We start from the raw sequence: 19,030 nt of genomic DNA on the forward strand, positions 1-19,030 counted from the left end.
TCCGTTACAGCGGGTTGTACGGGTAGCCGTCGGCCTCCTCCAGGCCCGCGACGATGGTCTCGCGCAGCTCCGCCGGGTCGTACGGCGTGAAGGCGTCCAGCGCGGACAGGCGCTTCAACTCCAGCGTGAGCGCGTCACCCTTGAGCGTGGCGCAGAGCGCGCGGCGGGTGCGCTCGAAGGCGCGCGTGGTGGACTCCATCGCGTACAGCCGCACCAGCGCCACGCGCACGGGGTCCTGCACGCCACCGGTGGCCGCCTGACGGGTGCGCGTCACCATGGAGTCCAGCGCGTACGCGTCCATCACCACGTCCGCCAGCGCGGCCATGACCTCCTGGTGCTTGTCCAGCTCCGTGCCGAAGGTCTCCGCGGCCAGGCGCATGCCGTGGATGGCCAGGTGCTTGGCGCACTCGGCGGCGATCTCCTCGTTGGCCAGCGCGTCCTGGCGGCCCGCGCGGGGACGCTCGCCGCGGCCCAGCTCCTCCGCCACGGAGCGCGCCTGCGCGAACAGCGGCAGGTCGCCCTTCACGGCGCGCTTGAGCAGCATGCCGGTGATCAGCATCCGGTTGATTTCATTGGTGCCCTCGAAGATGCGGTTGATGCGCGCGTCGCGGTAGGCGCGCTCCACCGGGTACTCCTCGATGTAGCCGGCGCCGCCGTGCACCTGCACCGCGTCGTCCACCAGGAAGCCGAGGGCCTCCGAGCCGAAGACCTTCATGATGGAGGCCTCGGTGGCGAACTCCTCCATCGCGGCGATGACGTGCGCGTCGTAGTCCGCGTCCGAGCGCTCCTTGGACGCGAGCCGCCCGTCCACCAGGCCCGCCGTGCGGTACGTCATGCTCTCCACCGCGTAGACGAGCGTGGCCATGCGCGCGAGCTTCTCGCGGATGAGCGGGAACGTGGCGATGGGCGCCTTGAACTGCTTGCGCTCCTGCGCGAACTTCAGCGCGCTCTGCAGCTGCAGCTTCATGCTCCCGATGACGCCCGCGCCCAGCTTCAGGCGGCCGTAGTTGAGGATGTTGAAGGCGATGCGGTGGCCCTTGCCCAGCTCGCCCAGCAGGTTCTCCACGGGCACCTGCGCGTCCTCGAAGTAGAGCGGGCACGTGGACGAGCCGCGGATGCCCATCTTGTGCTCCTCCGGGCCCACGGTGAGGCCCGGGGTGTCCTTCTCCACGATGAAGCCGGTGAACTTGTCGCCGTCCACCTGCGCGAAGACGACGAACACGTCCGCGAAGGCCGCGTTGGTGATGTAGAGCTTGGAGCCGTTGAGGATGTAGTGCTTGCCGTCCGCGGACTTCACCGCCTTCGTCTTCGCCCCGCGCGCGTCGCTGCCGCTGCCCTGCTCCGTCAGCGCGTACGCCGCCACCCACTCACCCGTGGCGAGCTTGGGCAGGTACTTCGCCTTCTGCGCCTCGTTGCCGAACCACACGATGGGCAGCGACCCGATGCCGGTGTGCGCGCTGGACGTCACCGACCACGAGCCCAACAGGCTCATGGCCTCCGCGAGCAGCAGCGACGTCGTCTTGTCCAGACCCGTGCCGCCGTAGGTCTCCGCGATGTCCACGCTCAAGAGGCCCAGCTCGCCCGCGCGGCGCAGGAGGTCGCGCAGCAGCGCGTTGTCCTTGCCCTCGATGCGCGCGGCCTGGGGCAGCACCTGCTCACGGCAGAACTGGAGCGCCGTCTTGAAGAAGAGCCGCTGCTCCTCGGAGAACCCCTCCGGCGTGAGGATGCGGGTGGAGCCCACCTCCTGGAAGAGGAAGGTGGCCCCGGCGAGAACATCCTGGGGACGGGAAGCGGGCTCGGTTGCGGCGACCATCAACGACCTCCGGGGAGGGAGCATTGCCCTCCGAAGCCTTCAGGGGAAAAGGCGCGCGGGACATTAGGGCGCGCGGACCGCCACGGGTAGTAGCGGCGCGGCCCCACCGCCTCAATGCCTCGTGGGACTCCACGCGGGGTGTGTGCCCGCCCGCCAGGAGGGAGACTTCGTGGCCCTGTCTTACGGGGAACCCGCGTCCGGAGCGGACCGGGGCGTGGGGTACACGAGGCAGAGCGTGTCGAAGAGCCCCTCTTCCGGCGCGACGTACGTGCCGCCGAGCGCCCGCGCCACCTGCCCCACCTCCGTACCGAACGACGGCACGAGGCACAGGTCGTCCGACGTGGTGAAGCGCGTCTTCAGCCGGGCCAGCTCCCGCCGCAGCGTCGCGATGTCCTGGCGCCCGCCGCGCACCGGCACGGATGGGCCGTTGCGGTCCGGCCCCGGCAGCTTGCCCACGCTGGTGCTCAGCTCGAAGCCGTCCGCGCGCTGGATGATGCGCAGCTTGCCGGGAGCCACCTCCTCCAGCCACGCCCGGAAGCCCTGCTCGTCGCGCAGCACCAACCGGTAGGCCACCGGCGCGTCCGGGTGCTGAAGCCACACCTCCGCCGCCTGCGCGCGGAGCACCGCCAGCGCGTCCGAAACCTGCGCGAGGAACGTGTCCGCGTCCTCCACGGCGACCAGCACGTCCTTGCCCCGAACCCGCTCCGCGAGCCTGGCCGCGTCCCGGGCGCGGGCTGGCGTGAAGGTCTCCGCGCCCAGGCGCACCTGATCTCCCGACAGCTCCAGCCGGAGGACGTCGTCCGGGAGAGGCTCGCCCCAGACGGGCGCGGACACGGGCGTGACGGTCGCATCCGCCCAGGTGCCCGCGTCCGCGGGAGCGGGTGGAGGGGAATCCGGATCCACGCGGAGTGCTGGCTCAGGAGCTACCGTGCGTGTCGGTTCGGCGGGAGCAGGCTCCCGGCAGCCACCCCATGTGAGGGTGCTCCACACCAGGAGGAAGAATGCACGGTTACGGGAACAGGCTGGCGAGCGTAGCGGAATATTCCACCCGGAGCGTCTGAATGGCCTCATGATAGCTTCTCGCGGTTTTTGCGAAGGACTCCCCTCCACCGGAGCCGATTCGAACGTGCCGCCGCCTTCCGCCGGCTTCCAGTTCGGCAAGTACAAACTGCTCGAGCGCATCGCGACGGGCGGCATGGCGGAGATCTACCGCGCCCGGATGACGGCGGTGGCGGGCGTGACGAAGCCGGTGGTCATCAAGAAGATCCTCCCGGGCTACGCGGACGACAGCGCGTTCGTGTCCATGTTCATCAACGAGGCGCGCATCGCGCTGGGGCTGTCGCACGGCAACATCGCGCAGATCTTCGACTTCGGCGAGGTGGAGGGCGAGTACTTCCTCGCGATGGAGTGGGTGGACGGCCATCCGCTCTCGCACGTGCTTCGCCGGGCGCGGGAGAAGGGGCTGCCCGCGCTGCCGCCGCCGCTGGCGGTGCTGGTGGCCATCGACATGCTGCGGGGGCTGGCGTACGCGCACACGCGGCTGGATGACAACGGCCGCCCGCTGCACATCGTCCACCGGGACGTGAGCCCGCAGAACGTGCTCCTCTCCTTCGAGGGGCAGGTGAAGCTGGTGGACTTCGGCATCGCGCGGGCGCGGCTCGCCGGGCGCTCCGACACGAAGGCGGACCCCGCGAAGGGCAAGTACGTCTACTTCGCGCCGGAGCAGGCGCGCGGCGAGGCGCTGGACGCGCGCACGGACGTGTTCGCCGCGGGCACGGTCCTCTACGAGATGCTCTGCGGACGGCGCCCCTTCGAGGGCTCGCTCCAGGACGTGCTGCGCAAGATTTCCCAGGGCGACTTCCCCCGCCCGCGCGAGTGGACGCCGAACATCCCGGCCGCGCTGGAGCGCATCCTGCTCACCGCGATGGCCACGAGCCCGGAGCAGCGCTACCCCACCGCGCAGGCCTTCGCGGAGGCGCTGGCGCGACAGCTCCACGTCACCGCGCCGGACGTGTCCGCCAGCGACCTGGGCCACTTCATGGGCTACCTCTTCGAGCCGGAGCTCGTGGAGTCCGGCCGCCCGGTGCAGCTGCCGCGCGAGTTCGTCGCACGGGTGGGCCGCTGGAGCGGCGTCGCCGAACCGCCGCCCATCGCCACGCCTCCGGAGGTCCCCCTCCACGACTCCGAGCCCGGGGGTGAGCCCCGAGGCGATTTGACGACGCAGCCCCTGCCCCCGCAGGCGATGCCTCCGGAGCCGCCGCCCGCGTGGCACCGCTCCCTGCGCGGCTGGGCGGTGCGCGGCGCGCCGGTGGCGGTGGCGGCGCTCGTGGCCATGTGGCTGGGCCTGGTGATGGGCGGCTCCAACACGTTCGCGGTGGAGCTCAGCTCCTCACCCGCGGGCGCCACCATCCGCGTGGACGGCCGGACGCTGGCGGAGACGACGCCCACGCTCATCACCCAGCTGCCGTCGGACCGCGACCATGTGCTGGAGGTGCTGATGCCGGGCATGGTGCCCTTCAGCCAGCGCGTGCACGCCGAGCGCGGCACCACGCTGGCGGTCCATGCGCGGCTCGCGCCGAAGCAAGCGGTCGCGGCGCGCGCCCTGCCCCGCGCGGGTCCGGGCGACACGCCCGCATCCTTCGCCCGCTACTCCTCCGGCGGCCCGTTCGCGCTCAGCGCGGTCGCGCATGCCCTGCGCGTACCCCCGTCCCAGGCGGCGCGCATGCGGTTGGATCCATCCCGCGCCTACGGCCTGCGCGTGGAGGGCCGCGTGTCGGTGGGCGGCCCGCTGCCGGTGGCCCAGGCCGTGTACTTCCTGGAGGGCGGCACGGCGCTGACGGCGCGCGACAGCTTCGGCCTGGTGGGCGCCGACGAGGTGCTGGTGCGCGACGCCTCCGTTCTCTACGTGTTCCTCTGGGACGACCGGCCCGACGACAACCGCGGCGCCCTCCAGGTGCACGTGCGCGAACAGGCGAGCGGCGCCATCACCACCCTGCTCCTGGACGCGCGCCGGCACGCCGTCTCGCTGTCACCCCACGACGGCTTCACGCTCCGGGAGCTGGATCCGTCCACCACCTACCGCGTCGTCGTGCGTTCGGCCGAGGAACCGGCGCGCACGCGCGGCTTCGGCGGCGGCGAGGTGGACGGCGTGCTCGCGCTTCACGGCGCGGGACCGTCCCCGGCCGTGGCCCCGGGCACGCTGGAGGTGCTGGAGGTCAACCAGCCCACGGTGATGCGCGGCGCGAGCTGGCTGCGGCTCGCGTTCCCGGATGACGACGTCCAGGACAACTCCGGCGGCCTCACGCTGGAGGTGACACCCGTGGCGCCGCTGCACCAGTAGCGCGCGACCGGCCGCTACAGGACACCGCCAGCCTGTAGCCGAAAAATTGATCATCCGGGCGCCGCCCCTACCCTGGGCCGCCACGGAGGACGCTCATGAAGAAGCTGCTGGCGGTGCTGGCCCTGGGGATCGCGGTGATGGCGACGGTGGGACTTTCCACCCGCGTGGACGCACGGCCCGGAAGCACGGCGGACGAGGGGCCGACCGACGCCCAAATCGACGCTGTCCTGGACTCGCAGGCGCACGAGGTCATGGCCAAGCTGTTGGAAGCGCAGCGCAATGCCAACCGGATGACAATGCTTCCCCGGTAATCTCGTGGCATCCGGCGAGGCTCGGTGCTACGACCGGCGCTCGCTTCGGTGATCATCCCACCCGCCCACGAGGGGGCCATGCCAGAAGGGTCCGCTGCACTCCAGCTCCAGGTTGGAGACCGGGTCGTCTACCCCAACCAGGGGGTCTGCCGCGTTGCCGCCATCGACGTGAAGGAGGTGGCGGGCCAGAGCCTCACCTTCGTCACCATGCGCCGGGAGGAAGACGGCGCGGTCGTGATGGTGCCGCAGGGGAAGATCCTCTCCATCGGCGTGCGCAAGGTGGCCAGTCCTGCTGACGTGGAGGAGATCTACGCGTTCCTCCGCTCGGACAGTGACAAGGCGGACCTGGACTGGAAGCAACGCGCGCGCACCAACCTGGACCGAATGACCCAGGGCGGCATCCTGGGTCTGGCGGAGGTCGTCAAGGGCCTCCAGGTCCTCAGCGAGCTGCGGCCGCTGCCCACCAAGGAGCGCGAGCTCTACGACAACGCCCGGCACCTGCTGGTCTCGGAGGTCGCCGCCGCGCTGGGCACCGCCGAGGCCAACGCCGAGGACTCCATCGACATCGTCCTCTTCCCGCCCGGGAAGGAGCGTCCCAAGCGCACCGCCGCGGAGTTCGCGCGGCCCGGTGGCGACGAGGACGACATGGACCTGGACGGCGACCTCATGGGTCTGGAGGGCGGGGAGCTGGACCTGCCCTCGGACGAGGAGCCGCAGTCCGAGTCCGAAGAGGAGTCCTCCGAGGAAGAAGGCGGCGAGGAGGAAGGCGGCGAGGAGGGGGGCGAGGACGCTCCCAAGAAGCGCGGCCGTCCGCCCAAGGCCAAGCCGGCCGAAGGCGAGGAGGCCGCCGCTCCGAAGAAGCGCGGCCGTCCGCCCAAGCCGAAGCCCGAGGTGGCGGAGGGCGCCGAGCCCGCCGCCCCGAAGAAGCGCGGCCGTCCGCCCAAGGCCAAACCACCCGAGGGCGCCGCACCCGCGGAGCCCGCCGCGCCAAAGAAGCGTGGCCGTCCTCCCAAGGCGAAGCCGCCCGAGGACGAGTGAACCCCACGGCCCTCCGGCCGCCCGCGTCGCGCCGCAAGCGCGCGCCCGGCACCGCGAGGGCCTTCCCGCCGAGGTGACGCCCCGTGATTCGCGTCGTGACGCTGGACCCCTTCGACGACAAGCAGCTCGCCAAGTTCAACCGCACGCTCTACACGGCCTTTGGCGTGGGCAGCGAGCACAGCGGCTCCGCGGAAGTCCCCACGGGCATGTCCGAGCCCCTGGACGCGGAGAAGCTGCTCGATGAGGTGCAGGGCATCCGGGCCTACAAGGACGACAAGGTGCTGCTGCTCACCTCGCGCAAGCTGAAGGACCGGGACCTGCCCAGCGGCAAGGCGCCCACGTCGGGCTTCGCCAGGTACGGCAAGGACCGGGCGATTCTCTCCATCGCGCCGTTCAAGGACCTGGAGAAGGACTTCAAGCCCATCACGCGCCACGCGCTGCACCAGCTGGGCACGCTCTGGGAGCTGCACCACTGCCTGGATCCGCGCTGCTCGATGTACCCGCCCTGGACGCCGTCCTTCAATCAGGGCGACCACATCTTCTGCACCTTCTGCCGCGAAAAGAGCGAGCAGAAGATCCGTCTTGCCAAGTCCTAAGGCCCTGCGCGCCCTGCCCCTGGTGGAGCTGGGGGCCCTGTTGCTCGTCGCGCTCTTGTGCCTGGTCTTCCAGCTGAGGCTTCCGGGCCGGCTGCCCACGGACGCGGACGAGCGCGCCATGGCGGACGTGCTGGCCCGCGACGCGCGCCCCGGGGACGCGGTGCTGCTGTTCCCCTGGTGGACCGAGCGCGCCCGTCTCTTCGTGCCGTCCTCCGTGCCCGTGTACGGGTGGCTGGAGTCGGACGGCGCGGACCTGAGCGCGCACCCCCGAATCTGGGTGCTGGGCCAGCCGGAGCTGCCCCGCTCCGACGTGGGCGCGTTCGACGCGGCCTTCCTCCCCGGCCGCAAGGCGCTGGGCCCCGAGTCGCGCATGGGCCCGCTGTCGCTGCGCCTCTACGAGAACGGCCGCTACCGCCCGCGCCACTGGGTGGCGAGCGAGTCCGCGAACGCGGCGCACGTGTACCTGGAGCAGCCGGACGGCTCGCGCCGGGACTGCCCCTTCGACGGGCGTGTGCACCGCTGCCCCGGCCCGCCGCACCTGTACGTAGCGCCGGAGTGGCACGAAATCCTCTACGAGCCCCGGCACTGCCTGTGGATGCACGCGCCCGGAGGCGCGCAGCGGCTGGTGGCGGAGTTCGCCAACGTGCCGTCCGGCATGGGCCTGCGGCTGGAGGGCGGCATCATCTTCGAGTTCGCGCACTCGAAGGACCCGCGCCTGTCCACCTCGTACCTGGGCGTGGATGACGCGGCCTCGGGCGAGCGGCTGTTGGACGTGCCCATTCCCCCGGGCCGCGAGGGCGTGCAGAAGGCGGAGGTGGTGCTGCCGCCCGGGCCGCCGCGCACAGTGAAGGTCTGGGTGCAGGCGGACAACGCGGAGTCGCGGCAGGTGTGCCTGGACGTGATGGCGCTGGAGCCCGCGGTGGGGGTGAAGCCATGACAGCTCCGGTGACGTTTCAGATGACCGGACGCCCCGCCACGCGCGAGGAGAAGTTCACGGCCCTGGCGCTGTGGGTGCTGGCGTTCGCGGCGCTGTGGAGCACGGAAGCCGCCGTGGGCTTCACGCGCGACGAGAGCGTCTACTTCGCGGCGGCGGAGGGCTATTCGCAGTGGTTCCGGCTGCTGCTGCACTCGCCCGCGCAGGCGTTCACGGACAGCGCCATCGTGCGCTCGTGGGACTACAACCACGAGCACCCGGCGCTGATGAAGACGCTGTTCGGGTTGAGCCACCTGCTCTTCCACGACACGCTGGGCGTGATGCGCGACGCGACGGCCTACCGGCTGCCCGCGTTCGCGATGGCGGCGCTGGTGCCCGCGCTGTGCTTCCTCCTGGGCAGCGCGCTGTACGGCCGCACCGCGGGGTGGTTCGCCGCCCTCTCCTTCCTGCTGGTGCCGCGCCAGTACTTCAACGCGGAGCTGGCGTGCTTCGACATGCCGGTGGCCGCGATGTGGCTGCTCGTCGTGTACTGCTTCTGGCGCGCGCTGGAGAGCACCCGCTGGGGCGTCGCGTGCGGCGTGGCGTTCGGCCTGGCCCTCGCCACGAAGCACAACGCCCTCTTCCTGCCGTTCGTGCTGTCGCCGTTCGCGCTGTGGCGCGCGTGGCAGGCAAGCGAAGGCAACCCCGAGGCCCGCGTGCGGCTCTTCCGCTTCGTGGGGCTCTTCGTCGCGGTGGCGGTGCTGTACGGCCTGCTGGTGGTGTTCCTGGGCGGGCCCGCCGGGTTCCAGCAGAAGTTCCTCCTCCTGAGCCCGCACACGCTGTTCTTCGTGGGGCTCGCGGTGGGCTGCGCGGTGCTGCTGAGGGAGCTGCGGCGCGTCAGCCTGCCGGTGACGCAGGCGCTGGTTCCGCTGGCGGCCATGGCGGTGCTGGGCCCCGTCCTCTTCTACCTGCACTGGCCCTACCTCTGGCACGCGCCGGTGGACCGCACTGCGTGGTACCTGGCCTTCCACGCGACGCACAACCACTACGCCTGGTTCTACCTGGGCACGTTGATGCGAGGGCCGCCCTTCCCGCTCAGCTACGTGCTGGTGAAGACGGCGCTGACGGTGCCCACCAGCCTCTTCGCGCCCATGGTGACGGGCTTCGTGGCGCTCGTGGGCCGCGCGCTGCTCAGCGTGAGTGAACGCACGCGCGACTGGGTGCGGATGCCCACGGCGGCGGAGGCGCTGGTGGGCGTCAACGCGGTGACGTCCATCCTCATCATCAGCCACCCGCAGGTGCCGCACTTCGGCGGCGTGAAGCACTGGTTCCCGTCCATGCCCTTCCTGGGCATCCTCGCGGGCGCGGCGGTGGCGCGCGGGTGCTTCGCGCTGTGGGAGGTGCTGAAGGCGCGGCGGCCCTCCGTGTCACCGCTGGCGGTGACGGTGCCGGTGTTCGCGCTGCTCATGGCGCCCGCGCTGCTGGGGCTGGTGCGGGTGTTCCCGTACGGCACGGCGGCGTACTCGGAGCTGGCGGGCGGGCTGCCGGGCTCGGCGACGCTGGGGATGCAGCGGCAGTTCTGGTCCAGCCACGTCACCGGCGTGCTGCCGTGGATCAACGAACACGCGAAGCAGGGCGCGCGCGTCTACCTGCACGAGGTGAACGGCTTCTCGTTCCGCGACTACCAGCGCAACGGCATGCTGCGCGCGGACGTGCGAGCGGTGAACAGCCCGTTCGACGCGGACATCGTCGCGTACCAGTACCACCAGGAGTTCCGCGAGCACGAGTTCCTCACGTGGCAGGCCTTCGGCACGCGCACGCCGGTCACCGGGCTGTACCTGGACGAAACGCCGCAGGTCATCGTCTACCAACGCCCGGAGTAGGTCCGGGCCCGGATGACGCAGGAGGCCATGTGCACGACCGTGCACTCGGCGGCCTCACGGGCGTCCACGAAAAGCGGACAGGACCGGAAGGCATGGGGCCGGGGTAGGCTGGCGGTGTCGGCCATTCCACCTTCCCGAGGAGGAACACATGACGCGCTGGACGGGCTTGTTGACGGTGATGGTGCTGGGCGCGGGCATCATGAGTTGCGACGACGCGAAGCCGCCCGCGAAGGTGACGCGCGCGCAGGTGAAGCGCACGGGCCCCGCGACGATGGAGATCATCCCCGTCGAGGGACAGCTCCCCTACTGCATGCTCTTCACGATGTCCGAGAAGGGCGTCATCCGGCAGCTCACGCTCACGCGCGAGAACCGCTCCATCCGCTGCGACCCGGGCCGCCCCGTCGCGAACACCAGCTTCCGCGTGCCGGTGCAGGAGGGGAAGGTGCGCGTCTACATCTTCTTCTCCGACGAGCGCGTGCCGGCGGGCTCCGTGGCGCAGCAGCTCTACGACTTGCGCGACCGCGAGCGCGTCACCGCCATGGACCTGCGGCTGCCGGGGCGCATCTTCGTGGAGACGCTGGAGTTCACGCCGGAGACGGGTGAGCCGGAAGCGACGGGCGGCATCGTGGGAGCGGGCGGCGTGGTGACGTCCGACGGAGGCACGGCCCCGGACGCCGGTACCCGCGAGCTGACCGTGGAGCCGCTGGCCAACTGAGCGCCAGACGCGAAGAAGCCCGAGGGTGGTCATCCGCCCCCGGGCCTCCGTGCTGCTTCAAGCCGTGACACCGTGGCAGCCTAGTTCAGCCACCCACCGCCGTAGCGGCTGCGCTCCAGCCGGGCCAGGCGCTCCCGCTCCTGCCGCTCGCGCTCCAGCCGGGCCTGCCGCTCGCGTTCCTGCCGTTCCCGCTCCAGCCGCGCCTGCCGCTCCCGCTCCTGCCGCTCGCGCGCCACCCGCGCCTGACGCTCGCGCTCCTGCCGCTCGCGCTCCAACCGGGCCTGACGCTCGCGCTCCTGCCGTTCCCGCTCCAGCCGCGCCTGCCGCTCGCGCTCCTGCCGTTCCCGCTCCTGTCGCTCGCGCTCCATGCGGGACTGGTCCTGGCGGCTCACGAGGGGGGTGGCGGCGTGGAAGTCGGCCGCCATCACCGGGGAGCTCGCGACGAGCGCCACAGCCACCACCATCTTCTTGAGCATCGCCTTCATGACCTGCCTCCGTTGAGCCGCGTTGTTGCTGCGTTCTGAACCTACTGACGGGGGAGGCCCTGCCTGATTCAACCGCGCCATCGGAAGATGGCCCTGTTGAAACACTCTGAAATGAAGCCGGAGCGAAGCCGCTTCTCACGCGGACAGGAGGGGTAGTCTCGCGGTCGGCATCCTTCCCTGGGAAGAACACGTGACGCGCTGGACGGGCTTGTTGACGGTGATGGCGTTGGGCGCGGGCTCCGTGCGCTGCGACGACGCGAAGCCCGCGAAGGTGACGCGTGCCCAGGTGAAGCGGACGGGCCCCGCGACGATGGAGATCATCCCCGTCGAGGGACAGCTCCCCTACTGCATGCTCTTCACGACGTCCGAGAAGGGCATCATCCGGCAGCTCACGCTCACTCGGGAGAACCGCTCCATCCGCTGCGAGGCGAACCGGCCTGTCGCCAACACCCGCTTCCGTGTGCCGGTGCAGGAGGGGAAGGTGCGCGTCTACGTCTTCTTCTCCGACGAACCCGTGCAGGCGAACTGGGTGGCACGGCAACTCTATGAGTTGCGCGACCGCGAGCACATCACCGCCATGGACCTGCGGCTGCCAGGGCGCATCTTCGTGGAGACGCTGGAGTTCACGCCGGAGACAGGCGCCGTCGTGGACGCGGGCAGCACCGCCTTGGATGCAGGACCCCGCACGCAGCCCATCGAGTCCACCGCCCACTGACCTCCAGACGCGAAGAAGCCCGAGGGTGGTCATCCGCCCCCGGGCCTCCGTGCTGCTTCAGGCTGTAACACCATGGCTGCCTAGTTCACCCAGCCGCCCCGGTAGTGCGAGTCGCGCCGCGCCAACCGCTCCCGCTCCTGACGCTCGCGCTCCAGCCGGGCCAGACGCTCGTGCTCCTTGCGCTCCCGCTCCATCCGAGCCTGCCGTTCCCGCTCCAACCGCTCGCGCTCCAACCGGGCCTGACGCTCCCGCTCCATCCGCGCTCGCTCCTTGCGCTCACGCTCCAGCCGGGCCTGACGCTCGCGCTCCATCCGCGCCCGCTCCTGCCGTTCGCGCTCCAGCCGCGCCGTCCGCTCCCGCTCGTGCCGTTCGCGCTCCATGCGAGCCTGGTCCTGACGGCTCACGAAGGGGGAGGCGCCGTGGTAGTCCGCCGCCATCACCGGGGAGCTCGCGACCAGCGCCACAGCCACCACCATCTTCTTGAGCATCGCCTTCATGACCTGCCTCCGTTGAGCCGCGTTGTTGCTGCGTTCTGAACCTTCTGACGGGGGAGGCCCTGCTTGATTCAAGCGCACCAAAGGCACGGGGCCCCTCCCGTTTCCCTCGGAAGAGGCCCCGCTGAAACACTCTGAAATCAAGTCGGAGTGAAGCCGCTTTTCAGTACGCCTCGCGGGCCATGGCCAGCAGATCCGCCTCCGTCACGGTGCGCGGATTCCCCTGGTGGGATGCGTCCTGGAAGGCCTTCTGCGCGATGTGCTCCAGGTCCTTCTCCTGCACGCCCGCTTCGCGCAGCCGCGTCGGAATCCCCACGGACGCCGCCAGCTTGCGCACGCGGTCGATGGCGTTCGCCGCGAGCACCTCCTCGCGCGCGTTGGACGTGTCCCCCAGCGCCGTGGCGATGCGCGCCAGCCGCGCCGTGCAGGCCGCGCGGTTGAACTCCATCACCGCGGGCAGGACGATGGCGTTCGCCAGACCGTGCGGCACGTTGGAGATGGGCGTGAGCGCGTGCGCCAGCGCGTGGCTCGCGCCCAGGCCCTTCTGGAAGGCCATGGCGCCCTCCATCGCGGCCACCATCATGTCCGTGCGCGCAGCCAGGTCGCGGCCCTCCCTCACCGCCGTCACCAGCGAGCGCCCCACGCGCATCACCCCGTCGATGGCCACCGCGTCCGCGAGCGGATGGAAGCCATTGGCGACATACGCCTCGATGCAGTGGGTGAGCGCGTCCATGCCCGTGGCCGCCGTGACGGACGGGGGCAGGCCCAGCGTCAGCTCCGGGTCGATGACGGCCGCCTTCGGCAGCAGGTGCGGGCTGAAGATGACCGTCTTGCGGCCCGTGTCCGCCAGCGTCACCACGCCCGAGCGCCCGACTTCAGAGCCCGTGCCCGCCGTCGTCGGAATGGCGATGAGCGGAGGCAGGTCGTCGCGCACGTACTGGTCGCCGCCCTTCGCGTCGTCGTAGCGGCTGAGCGGCGGCTCGTGCGTGGTGAGCAGTTGCACCAGCTTGCCCGCGTCCAGCGCGCTGCCACCGCCCAGGGCGACGATGCCATCCGCCTTGTGCGCGCGGTACGCCTCCAGGCCCGCGAACACGTCGCGCTCCGTCGGGTTGGGCTCCACGCGGTCGAACACCGCGCACTCCAGGCCCGCGCCCTTGAGCACGTCCGCCACGCGCGCGGCGAGGCCCGCCTTCACCACACCCGCGTCCGTCACCAGCAACGGGCGCTTCATGTTCAACCGCGCCGCGTGCGCGGGCAGCTTCTGGAGCGCGCCCGCGCCGAACACGATGCGCGTGGGCCACGCCATCTCCGTGACACGCGGCTCGGAGGGAATGTCGAAAGGTTTCATGGAAGGTCCTCCTTCAGATGAGCTCAAGGTAGCGCTCCAGTTCCCAGGAGGTGACCGCCCGCTCGTACTGGCGCACCTCCCACTCGCGGGTGCGCACGAAATGATCCACGAAGCCCTCGCCCAGGATTTCGTGGGCTCGCTCGCTGTTTTTCAAGAGGGCCACCGCGTCCTTCAGGGTGCGGGGCAGCGGCTTCGTGTTCTTCGCCTCGTAGGCATTGGACAGCACGGGCGCGGGCGGCTCGATTTCGTTCTCGATGCCCCACAGGCCCGCGGCCAGGCTCACCGCCATGCCGATGTACGCGTTCATGTCCGCGCCCAGCTGGCGGTACTCGATGCGCATGGACTTGCCGCTGTCACCGATGACGCGGATGGCGCAGGTGCGGTTCTCCAGGCCCCACGTCGCGGTGGTGGGCGCCCAGGTGTTCTCCACGCTGCGCTTGTAGCTGTTGATGGTGGGCCAGTAGAGCGCCGTCAGCTCCGGCATCAGCGCCACCTGCCCGCCGATGTAGTGCCGCATCAGCTTGCTCATCCCGTGCTTCTGCGACGGGTCGTGGAAGAGGTTCTCCTCCTCCTTCAGGTTCCACAGCGACTGGTGCACGTGGCCGGAGCAGCCCGGCAGCTTCGGATCCACCTTCGCCATGAAGCACGCGGACACGCCGTGCTTCGCGCAGATCTCCTTCACCACCGTCTTGAAGAGCGCCGCGCGGTCCGCCGCCAGCTCCAGCGTGTCGTAGCGGATGGCGGCCTCGAAGACGCCGGGGCCCGTCTCCGTGTGGAAGCCCTCGATGTTGAGCCCGTACGCGTTGCACCCGTCGATGAGCGCGTGCACCAGCGGCGCGTTCATGGACGTGCGCAGCCACGAGTAGCCGAACATGCCCGGCGTCAGCGGCGTGAGGTTCTTGAAGCCCTTCTCATGCAGGCTCTGAGGGCCTTCCTTGAAGAGGAAGAACTCGTACTCCGCGCCGAACTTGGGCAGGAAGCCCAGCTTGCGCGCACGCTGGCCCATCTTCTGGAGCAGCTGGCGCGGGCTCGCCTCGAAGGGCGTGCCGTCCGGGTTCACGAAGTCCAGCAGGAACGCCGCGGTGTCCGGCTCCCACGGGATGATGCGCGCGGTGGACAGGTCCACCTTCGCGGGCGTGTCCGGGTAGCCCGTGTGCCAGCCCGTCACCTTCGTGTTGTCCAACAGCTCGTCGCCCAGGTCCCAGCCGAAGACGACGTCGCAGAAGCCCAGGCCACTCTTCGCGGCGCTGTAGAACTTCTCCAGCGAGATGTACTTGCCGCGCCAGACGCCATCCATGTCGATGGCGCCCACCTTCACCTTGCGGACGCCCTTCTCGTCCATCCACCGGCGCAGGGAGTCCATGTCCCCCTGCTGTCCGGGCACCGCTCGCGGCCCTCCCTCGCTCCGCTCCTTCGCGCGAGCCCGGCGGGCCATCGCCGGATGGGTGAGCACCTTGGCCTTGGGACGCGACGGCATGCGGACCTTCCTTTTCTTCGTCATGCGGCGGTGAAGCGATGGAATGGAGTGGAGCGCGCGGGGTGCGTCAGGGAGACGGCAACTTCGTCCACACGGCCTTGGTCTGGAGGTAACCATCCAGCGCGTGGTGGCCCAGGTCCTTGCCCCAACCGGACTCCTTGTAGCCACCGAAGGGCGCCGCGTCGTCGAACTCGTTGAAGCAGTTGATCCACACCACGCCGCTCTTCACCTGCTTCGCCAGCGCGTGGGCCTTCGCGACATCGCCCGTCCAGATGGACGCGGCCAGGCCGTACTGCGTGCTGTTCGCCATCGCGATGGCCTCCGCGTCGTCGCGGAAGCGCAGGCAGCTGAGCACCGGGCCGAAAATCTCCTCCTGGGCAATCTTCATGTCCGGCTTCACGTCGCCGAAGATGGTGGGCTTCACGAAGCAGCCCTTCGCCTTGAAGCCCTCCGTGTCGCGGCCACCGCCCGCGAGCAGCTTCGCGCCCTGCTGCTTGCCGCTCTCGATGTAGCCCAGCACCACGTCCATCTGCTTCTGGCTCACCAGCGCGCCCATCTCCGTGGACACGTCCAGCGGGTCGCCCACCTTCATCGTGCGCGCCTTCTCCGCGAGCTTCGCGACGAAGGCCTCGTAGGCGTCCTGGTGCACCAGCACGCGGCTGCCCGCGTTGCAGGTCTCACCCTTGTTGCCGAAGATGCCCCAGAAGCACGCCTCCACCGCGCGGGCGAAGTCCGCGTCCGGGAAGATGATCTGCGGGCTCTTGCCGCCCAGCTCCAGCGTCAGCTTCTTCAGGTTGCTCGCGGCGGACGCCTGGAGCAGCCGGCGCGCGGTGCGGCCAGAGCCGGTGAACGAAATCTTGTCCACGTCCGGGTGCCGGGCGATGGCTTCACCCGCGGGGTCACCCAGGCCGGTGATGATGTTGATGACGCCGGGCGGGAAGCCCGCCTCCAGCGCCAGCGCGCCCAGCTTCAGCGCGGTGAGCGGCGTGTACTCGGATGGCTTCACCACCACCGTGCAGCCGGCGGCCAGCGCGGGCCCCAGCTTCCAGCCCAGCATGCACGTGGGGTAGTTCCACGGCACGATGGCGCCCACCACGCCCACCGGCTCCTTGAGCGCGTAGGTGTGGAAGGGGCCGTCCACGGGCAGCACCTCGCCCGTGATGGTGCTGGCCATGTCCGCGAAGTTCGCGAGCGTCGCGGAGGCCGGCGCCACGTCACCCCGGATGGCGTCCTTGAACGTCTTGCCGTTGTTCAGCGACTCGACGAGCGCGAACTCCTCGCGGCGCTCGTAGAGCAGGTCCGCCAGCTTGCGGATGAGCTTGCCGCGCTCGCGGCCGGTCATCTTCCCCCACGGCCCGGATTCGAAGGCGCGGCGCGCGGCCTTCACCGCGCGGTCCACGTCCGCGGCGGTGCCCGCGGGCACGTCCGCGATCTTCTGGCCGGTGGCGGGATTCACCACCGCGAAGGTGCCCCCTTCGATGGGGTCCACCTGCTGCCCGTCGATGAGCAGCTTGAGCACAGGGAGCTTGGGAGTGAGCGAACGAGCGTCGGTCATGGCGAGGCCTCGGGTGAGCACGGCGCGCGAGCGACCTGGGAGTGGCGGGCACCGGACACGGACGGCTGGACACGGTAGGAATGGGGACATGACGCGGCAACCTGCCCCCATGAAGAACGTCCTCCTGCTGAAAGCCGGCGACGCGGCGACCTCCGTCCAGCTCTCCGTGGGCGACTATGAGCGGTGGTTTCTGCAAACCATTGGACTGTCCGGTCAGCGCTTCGACATCCTTCCCGTGCACAAGGGCGCGCCCCTGCCGAAGGACGCGAAGGGCTACGACGCGGTGATGATGACGGGCTCGCCCCTGTCGGTGACGCAGCGCGAGCCGTGGATGGAGCGCGCGGGCGCCTTCATGGTGGAGGCGGGCGAGCAGGGCATCCCCGTGCTCGGCGTGTGCTTTGGTCAACAGCTGCTCGCGGAGGCCTACGGCGGCAAGGTGTCGCGCAACCCCAACGGCCGCGAGACGGGCACCGTGGAGGTGACGCTCTCACCCCAAGGGCGCGCGGATCCGCTGTTCACCGGCCTGCCGGAGCGCTTCACCGTGCAGCAGACCCACGAGGACATCGTCTCCCGCCTGCCGGAAGGCGCCATGGTGCTCGCGGGCAACGCCAACACTGCGAACCAGGCGCTCGCGTTCCGGCCCAACGTGCGCGGCGTGCAGTTCCACCCGGAGATGCCCACGGACGCCATGCGCGCGATCATCCTCGCTCGCGAGGACACGCTGGAGTCGCTCGGGCGGGAGAAGGGCATCCCCGAGGGCGAGTACGTCCCCCGGCTGTTGTCCGGCATCACCCCGACGCCGCACGCGCACCGGGTGCTGATGAACTTCCTCGAACACTTCACCTGACCGGACCTTCCGGGTTCGGGCCTCCAGACGAGTGAAAGCGGACAGAGGCCGGGCGCTGATCCGGGCCGAGCCCTGACGCGCTCCCTAGCTTTGCTCCGTGTTCCAGGACGGCGGTCCACGCACCGTCCAGGAGGGGCGGGGGCTGGGGATGAATCCGTTCGTGATGCAGTACCGGAAGCTGAAGTGCCAGCTGAAGTACCTGGCCAGCTACGTGGATCTGGATCCACGCGGCAACCAGGTCGTGCGCCGCACGGACTTCAAGCGCTGCCAGAGGCCGGTGCTCCTCTTGCACGGCTTCTTCAGCACGCGCCGAGTCCTGGAGGTGCTGGAGCACCGCCTGCGCCGCGAGGGCTACTGCGTCTGGTCCATCCACCTGGGCGGCACCATGGACCGCTTCAATACGCACCGCATCGACGAGCTGGCGCGCAAGGTCCAGGGCAAGGTGGACCGGCTCTACGAGCGCCACCCGGGCATGGGGCCGCTCACCATCATCGGCCACTCCAAGGGCGGCCTCATCGGCACGTACTACGTGAAGCGGCTGGGCGGGGACACGCGCGTGAAGAGCCTCATCACCCTGGGCACGCCGCACCGGGGCACGCGCATGGCCTACCTGGGCTGCGCGACGCTCGGCTGGTTCAGCCGCAGCATGTGGCAGCTCACGCCGACGTCGCGATTCATCAAGGGCCTGGGCGTGGGCGCCTTCCCACGCCACGTGCGGCTCACCTCCATCTACTCGCGCGACGACGTCATCGCGCCCTACCCGTCCTCCGTGCTGGACGTGGACGGCCAGCCCAACGTCTTCAACGTGGAGCTGTCGGGCGTGGTACCCCACGGCGAGCTGCTCACGCGCAGGGCCGTGTGGGAGGTCATCCAGCGCGAGCTGGCCCTGGGCTATGCTGACAGACTCGTGGCAGCACCCGTCGCCGCGCTTCCGCTCCCTCCCCTTCCGGTGGCCCTGCCCGCCGCCGCCAGCCCCTGACACATGCCCTCGCGCTGGGACCACCTCTTCGACCTCAAGCCCGTCGCCCTCATGGACCACCTGCTGAACGAGGTGGCGCGGCTGCTCGCCAAGGACCTGGAGTCCTGGCCCCCACCCGTCCAGGACCTGGACCCCGCCACCCTGGGCGAGTTCGCCCCGCTGTTCCAGGAGGCCACCCGGCGCCCCGACCCGGCCGTCTACACGGAGGCCCTGCGGCTGGCGAAGTGGGACCTGGCCCGCGAGTTCGACGCCTTCGACGACTACGTGCGCAACAAGCGCTACCTGGAGCGGGGCCTGGTCCCCGAGGACCGCGTCCCCCTGCTCTTCCTCACCCGCTGGCTCACCGAACAGATGCTGGGCCTGGGAGAGGCCACCCAGGGCCGCATCAAGCGCCCCCTGATGCGCGAGTGCCTGGACCGCCTGGAGCCCCGGCTGGGCGACCGGTCCCGGATGCCCCAGGCCTGAAGCCCGGGCATGCCCCGGGCCGGCTGGCTGCCTTTCCCCAGAGGGGTTCCGGAGAG

At 70.4% G+C, this 19,030-nt stretch carries 18 protein-coding genes; 11 read left to right on the forward strand and 7 right to left on the reverse strand.

Annotated elements, in window-relative coordinates; genetic code table 11:
- Positions 1 to 4: 4 nt before the first annotated feature.
- Entirely contained in the window at positions 5 to 1,813 is a 1,809-nt protein-coding gene (locus GTZ93_RS12255; protein WP_139915233.1) for an acyl-CoA dehydrogenase family protein, read from the reverse strand.
- 180 nt (positions 1,814 to 1,993) lie between these two features.
- Positions 1,994 to 2,716 carry a hypothetical protein gene (locus GTZ93_RS12260; protein ID WP_139915234.1) on the reverse strand — a complete coding sequence of 241 codons (723 nt, stop codon included), beginning with the start codon at positions 2,714 to 2,716 and terminating at the stop codon, positions 1,994 to 1,996.
- Positions 2,717 to 2,939: 223 nt separating this feature from the next.
- Between GTZ93_RS12260 and GTZ93_RS12265 the strand changes: the two genes are divergently transcribed.
- The 7 genes from GTZ93_RS12265 to GTZ93_RS12295 all read left to right on the forward strand — a co-directional run bounded on the left by GTZ93_RS12265 (position 2,940) and on the right by GTZ93_RS12295 (position 10,609).
- Positions 2,940 to 5,153 carry a serine/threonine-protein kinase gene (locus tag GTZ93_RS12265; protein ID WP_139915235.1) on the forward strand — a complete coding sequence of 738 codons (2,214 nt, stop codon included), beginning with the start codon at positions 2,940 to 2,942 and terminating at the stop codon, positions 5,151 to 5,153.
- A 95-nt stretch (positions 5,154 to 5,248) separates the two neighbouring features.
- Positions 5,249 to 5,464, forward strand: a complete 216-nt coding sequence (locus tag GTZ93_RS12270) for a hypothetical protein (protein ID WP_120575436.1) — start codon at positions 5,249 to 5,251, stop codon at positions 5,462 to 5,464.
- A gap of 78 nt (positions 5,465 to 5,542) precedes the next feature.
- Complete coding sequence (locus GTZ93_RS12275) at positions 5,543 to 6,502, forward strand: CarD family transcriptional regulator (RefSeq protein WP_139915236.1); 960 nt, start codon at positions 5,543 to 5,545, stop codon at positions 6,500 to 6,502.
- Positions 6,503 to 6,585: 83 nt separating this feature from the next.
- Entirely contained in the window at positions 6,586 to 7,098 is a 513-nt protein-coding gene (locus GTZ93_RS12280) for a zinc metalloprotease (RefSeq protein WP_139915237.1), read from the forward strand.
- Positions 7,085 to 8,035 carry a hypothetical protein gene (locus tag GTZ93_RS12285; protein WP_139915238.1) on the forward strand — a complete coding sequence of 317 codons (951 nt, stop codon included), beginning with the start codon at positions 7,085 to 7,087 and terminating at the stop codon, positions 8,033 to 8,035. Before GTZ93_RS12280 ends, GTZ93_RS12285 begins: the two co-directional genes overlap by 14 nt.
- A gap of 20 nt (positions 8,036 to 8,055) precedes the next feature.
- Complete coding sequence (locus GTZ93_RS12290; RefSeq protein ID WP_139915239.1) at positions 8,056 to 9,894, forward strand: ArnT family glycosyltransferase; 1,839 nt, start codon at positions 8,056 to 8,058, stop codon at positions 9,892 to 9,894.
- A gap of 148 nt (positions 9,895 to 10,042) precedes the next feature.
- Complete coding sequence (locus GTZ93_RS12295) at positions 10,043 to 10,609, forward strand: hypothetical protein (RefSeq protein ID WP_120575441.1); 567 nt, start codon at positions 10,043 to 10,045, stop codon at positions 10,607 to 10,609.
- Positions 10,610 to 10,689: 80 nt separating this feature from the next.
- Here the strand turns inward: GTZ93_RS12295 and GTZ93_RS12300 are convergent, their stop codons facing one another.
- Complete coding sequence (locus tag GTZ93_RS12300) at positions 10,690 to 11,094, reverse strand: ATP-dependent DNA helicase (RefSeq protein WP_139915240.1); 405 nt, start codon at positions 11,092 to 11,094, stop codon at positions 10,690 to 10,692.
- A 190-nt stretch (positions 11,095 to 11,284) separates the two neighbouring features.
- Between GTZ93_RS12300 and GTZ93_RS12305 the strand changes: the two genes are divergently transcribed.
- Positions 11,285 to 11,809, forward strand: coding sequence for a hypothetical protein (locus tag GTZ93_RS12305; protein WP_233596732.1), 525 nt, complete (start codon positions 11,285 to 11,287; stop codon positions 11,807 to 11,809).
- A gap of 80 nt (positions 11,810 to 11,889) precedes the next feature.
- Here GTZ93_RS12305 and GTZ93_RS12310 read toward each other — a convergent pair whose 3' ends face one another.
- The 4 genes from GTZ93_RS12310 to GTZ93_RS12325 all read right to left on the reverse strand — a co-directional run bounded on the left by GTZ93_RS12310 (position 11,890) and on the right by GTZ93_RS12325 (position 16,683).
- On the reverse strand, positions 11,890 to 12,306 hold the full coding sequence (locus tag GTZ93_RS12310; RefSeq protein ID WP_139915241.1) for an ATP-dependent DNA helicase: 417 nt from the start codon (positions 12,304 to 12,306) through the stop codon (positions 11,890 to 11,892).
- 160 nt (positions 12,307 to 12,466) lie between these two features.
- Positions 12,467 to 13,651, reverse strand: a complete 1,185-nt coding sequence (locus tag GTZ93_RS12315) for an iron-containing alcohol dehydrogenase (protein WP_139915242.1) — start codon at positions 13,649 to 13,651, stop codon at positions 12,467 to 12,469.
- 13 nt (positions 13,652 to 13,664) lie between these two features.
- Positions 13,665 to 15,128: a glutamine synthetase family protein gene (locus GTZ93_RS12320; RefSeq protein WP_180945987.1), complete on the reverse strand. Its 1,464-nt coding sequence runs from the start codon at positions 15,126 to 15,128 to the stop codon at positions 13,665 to 13,667.
- A gap of 67 nt (positions 15,129 to 15,195) precedes the next feature.
- The gene (locus GTZ93_RS12325) at positions 15,196 to 16,683 is read right to left on the reverse strand and encodes an aldehyde dehydrogenase family protein (protein ID WP_139915243.1); all 1,488 of its coding nucleotides are present in this window, start codon (positions 16,681 to 16,683) and stop codon (positions 15,196 to 15,198) included.
- Positions 16,684 to 16,771: 88 nt separating this feature from the next.
- On the opposite strand from GTZ93_RS12325, the gene GTZ93_RS12330 reads away from it, so the two are divergent.
- The 3 genes from GTZ93_RS12330 (at position 16,772) to GTZ93_RS12340 (ending at position 18,974) form a co-directional block, all read left to right on the forward strand.
- A complete protein-coding gene (locus tag GTZ93_RS12330; protein WP_180945988.1) occupies positions 16,772 to 17,530 on the forward strand; it encodes a glutamine amidotransferase in 759 nt (252 codons plus the stop codon).
- A gap of 148 nt (positions 17,531 to 17,678) precedes the next feature.
- Complete coding sequence (locus GTZ93_RS12335; RefSeq protein WP_139915244.1) at positions 17,679 to 18,509, forward strand: esterase/lipase family protein; 831 nt, start codon at positions 17,679 to 17,681, stop codon at positions 18,507 to 18,509.
- A gap of 3 nt (positions 18,510 to 18,512) precedes the next feature.
- Positions 18,513 to 18,974 carry a hypothetical protein gene (locus GTZ93_RS12340; protein WP_126933191.1) on the forward strand — a complete coding sequence of 154 codons (462 nt, stop codon included), beginning with the start codon at positions 18,513 to 18,515 and terminating at the stop codon, positions 18,972 to 18,974.
- Positions 18,975 to 19,030 lie beyond the last annotated feature (56 nt).

Origin of the sequence: Corallococcus exiguus, assembly GCF_009909105.1 — a bacterium.
GTDB lineage: Bacteria > Myxococcota > Myxococcia > Myxococcales > Myxococcaceae > Corallococcus > Corallococcus exiguus.

Bases quoted from the DNA above. Each gene is read 5' to 3' on its own strand.
- GTZ93_RS12255 (WP_139915233.1), bottom strand. From the start codon at position 1,813: ATGGTCGCCGCAACCGAGCCCGCTTCCCGTCCCCAGGATGTTCTCGCC.
- GTZ93_RS12270 (WP_120575436.1), top strand. From the start codon at position 5,249: ATGAAGAAGCTGCTGGCGGTGCTGGCCCTGGGGATCGCGGTGATGGCG.
- GTZ93_RS12275 (WP_139915236.1), top strand. From the start codon at position 5,543: ATGCCAGAAGGGTCCGCTGCACTCCAGCTCCAGGTTGGAGACCGGGTC.
- GTZ93_RS12290 (WP_139915239.1), top strand. From the start codon at position 8,056: ATGACCGGACGCCCCGCCACGCGCGAGGAGAAGTTCACGGCCCTGGCG.
- GTZ93_RS12295 (WP_120575441.1), top strand. From the start codon at position 10,043: ATGACGCGCTGGACGGGCTTGTTGACGGTGATGGTGCTGGGCGCGGGC.
- GTZ93_RS12300 (WP_139915240.1), bottom strand. From the start codon at position 11,094: ATGAAGGCGATGCTCAAGAAGATGGTGGTGGCTGTGGCGCTCGTCGCG.
- GTZ93_RS12310 (WP_139915241.1), bottom strand. From the start codon at position 12,306: ATGAAGGCGATGCTCAAGAAGATGGTGGTGGCTGTGGCGCTGGTCGCG.
- GTZ93_RS12315 (WP_139915242.1), bottom strand. From the start codon at position 13,651: ATGAAACCTTTCGACATTCCCTCCGAGCCGCGTGTCACGGAGATGGCG.
- GTZ93_RS12320 (WP_180945987.1), bottom strand. From the start codon at position 15,128: ATGCCGTCGCGTCCCAAGGCCAAGGTGCTCACCCATCCGGCGATGGCC.
- GTZ93_RS12325 (WP_139915243.1), bottom strand. From the start codon at position 16,683: ATGACCGACGCTCGTTCGCTCACTCCCAAGCTCCCTGTGCTCAAGCTG.
- GTZ93_RS12330 (WP_180945988.1), top strand. From the start codon at position 16,772: ATGACGCGGCAACCTGCCCCCATGAAGAACGTCCTCCTGCTGAAAGCC.
- GTZ93_RS12335 (WP_139915244.1), top strand. From the start codon at position 17,679: ATGAATCCGTTCGTGATGCAGTACCGGAAGCTGAAGTGCCAGCTGAAG.
- GTZ93_RS12340 (WP_126933191.1), top strand. From the start codon at position 18,513: ATGCCCTCGCGCTGGGACCACCTCTTCGACCTCAAGCCCGTCGCCCTC.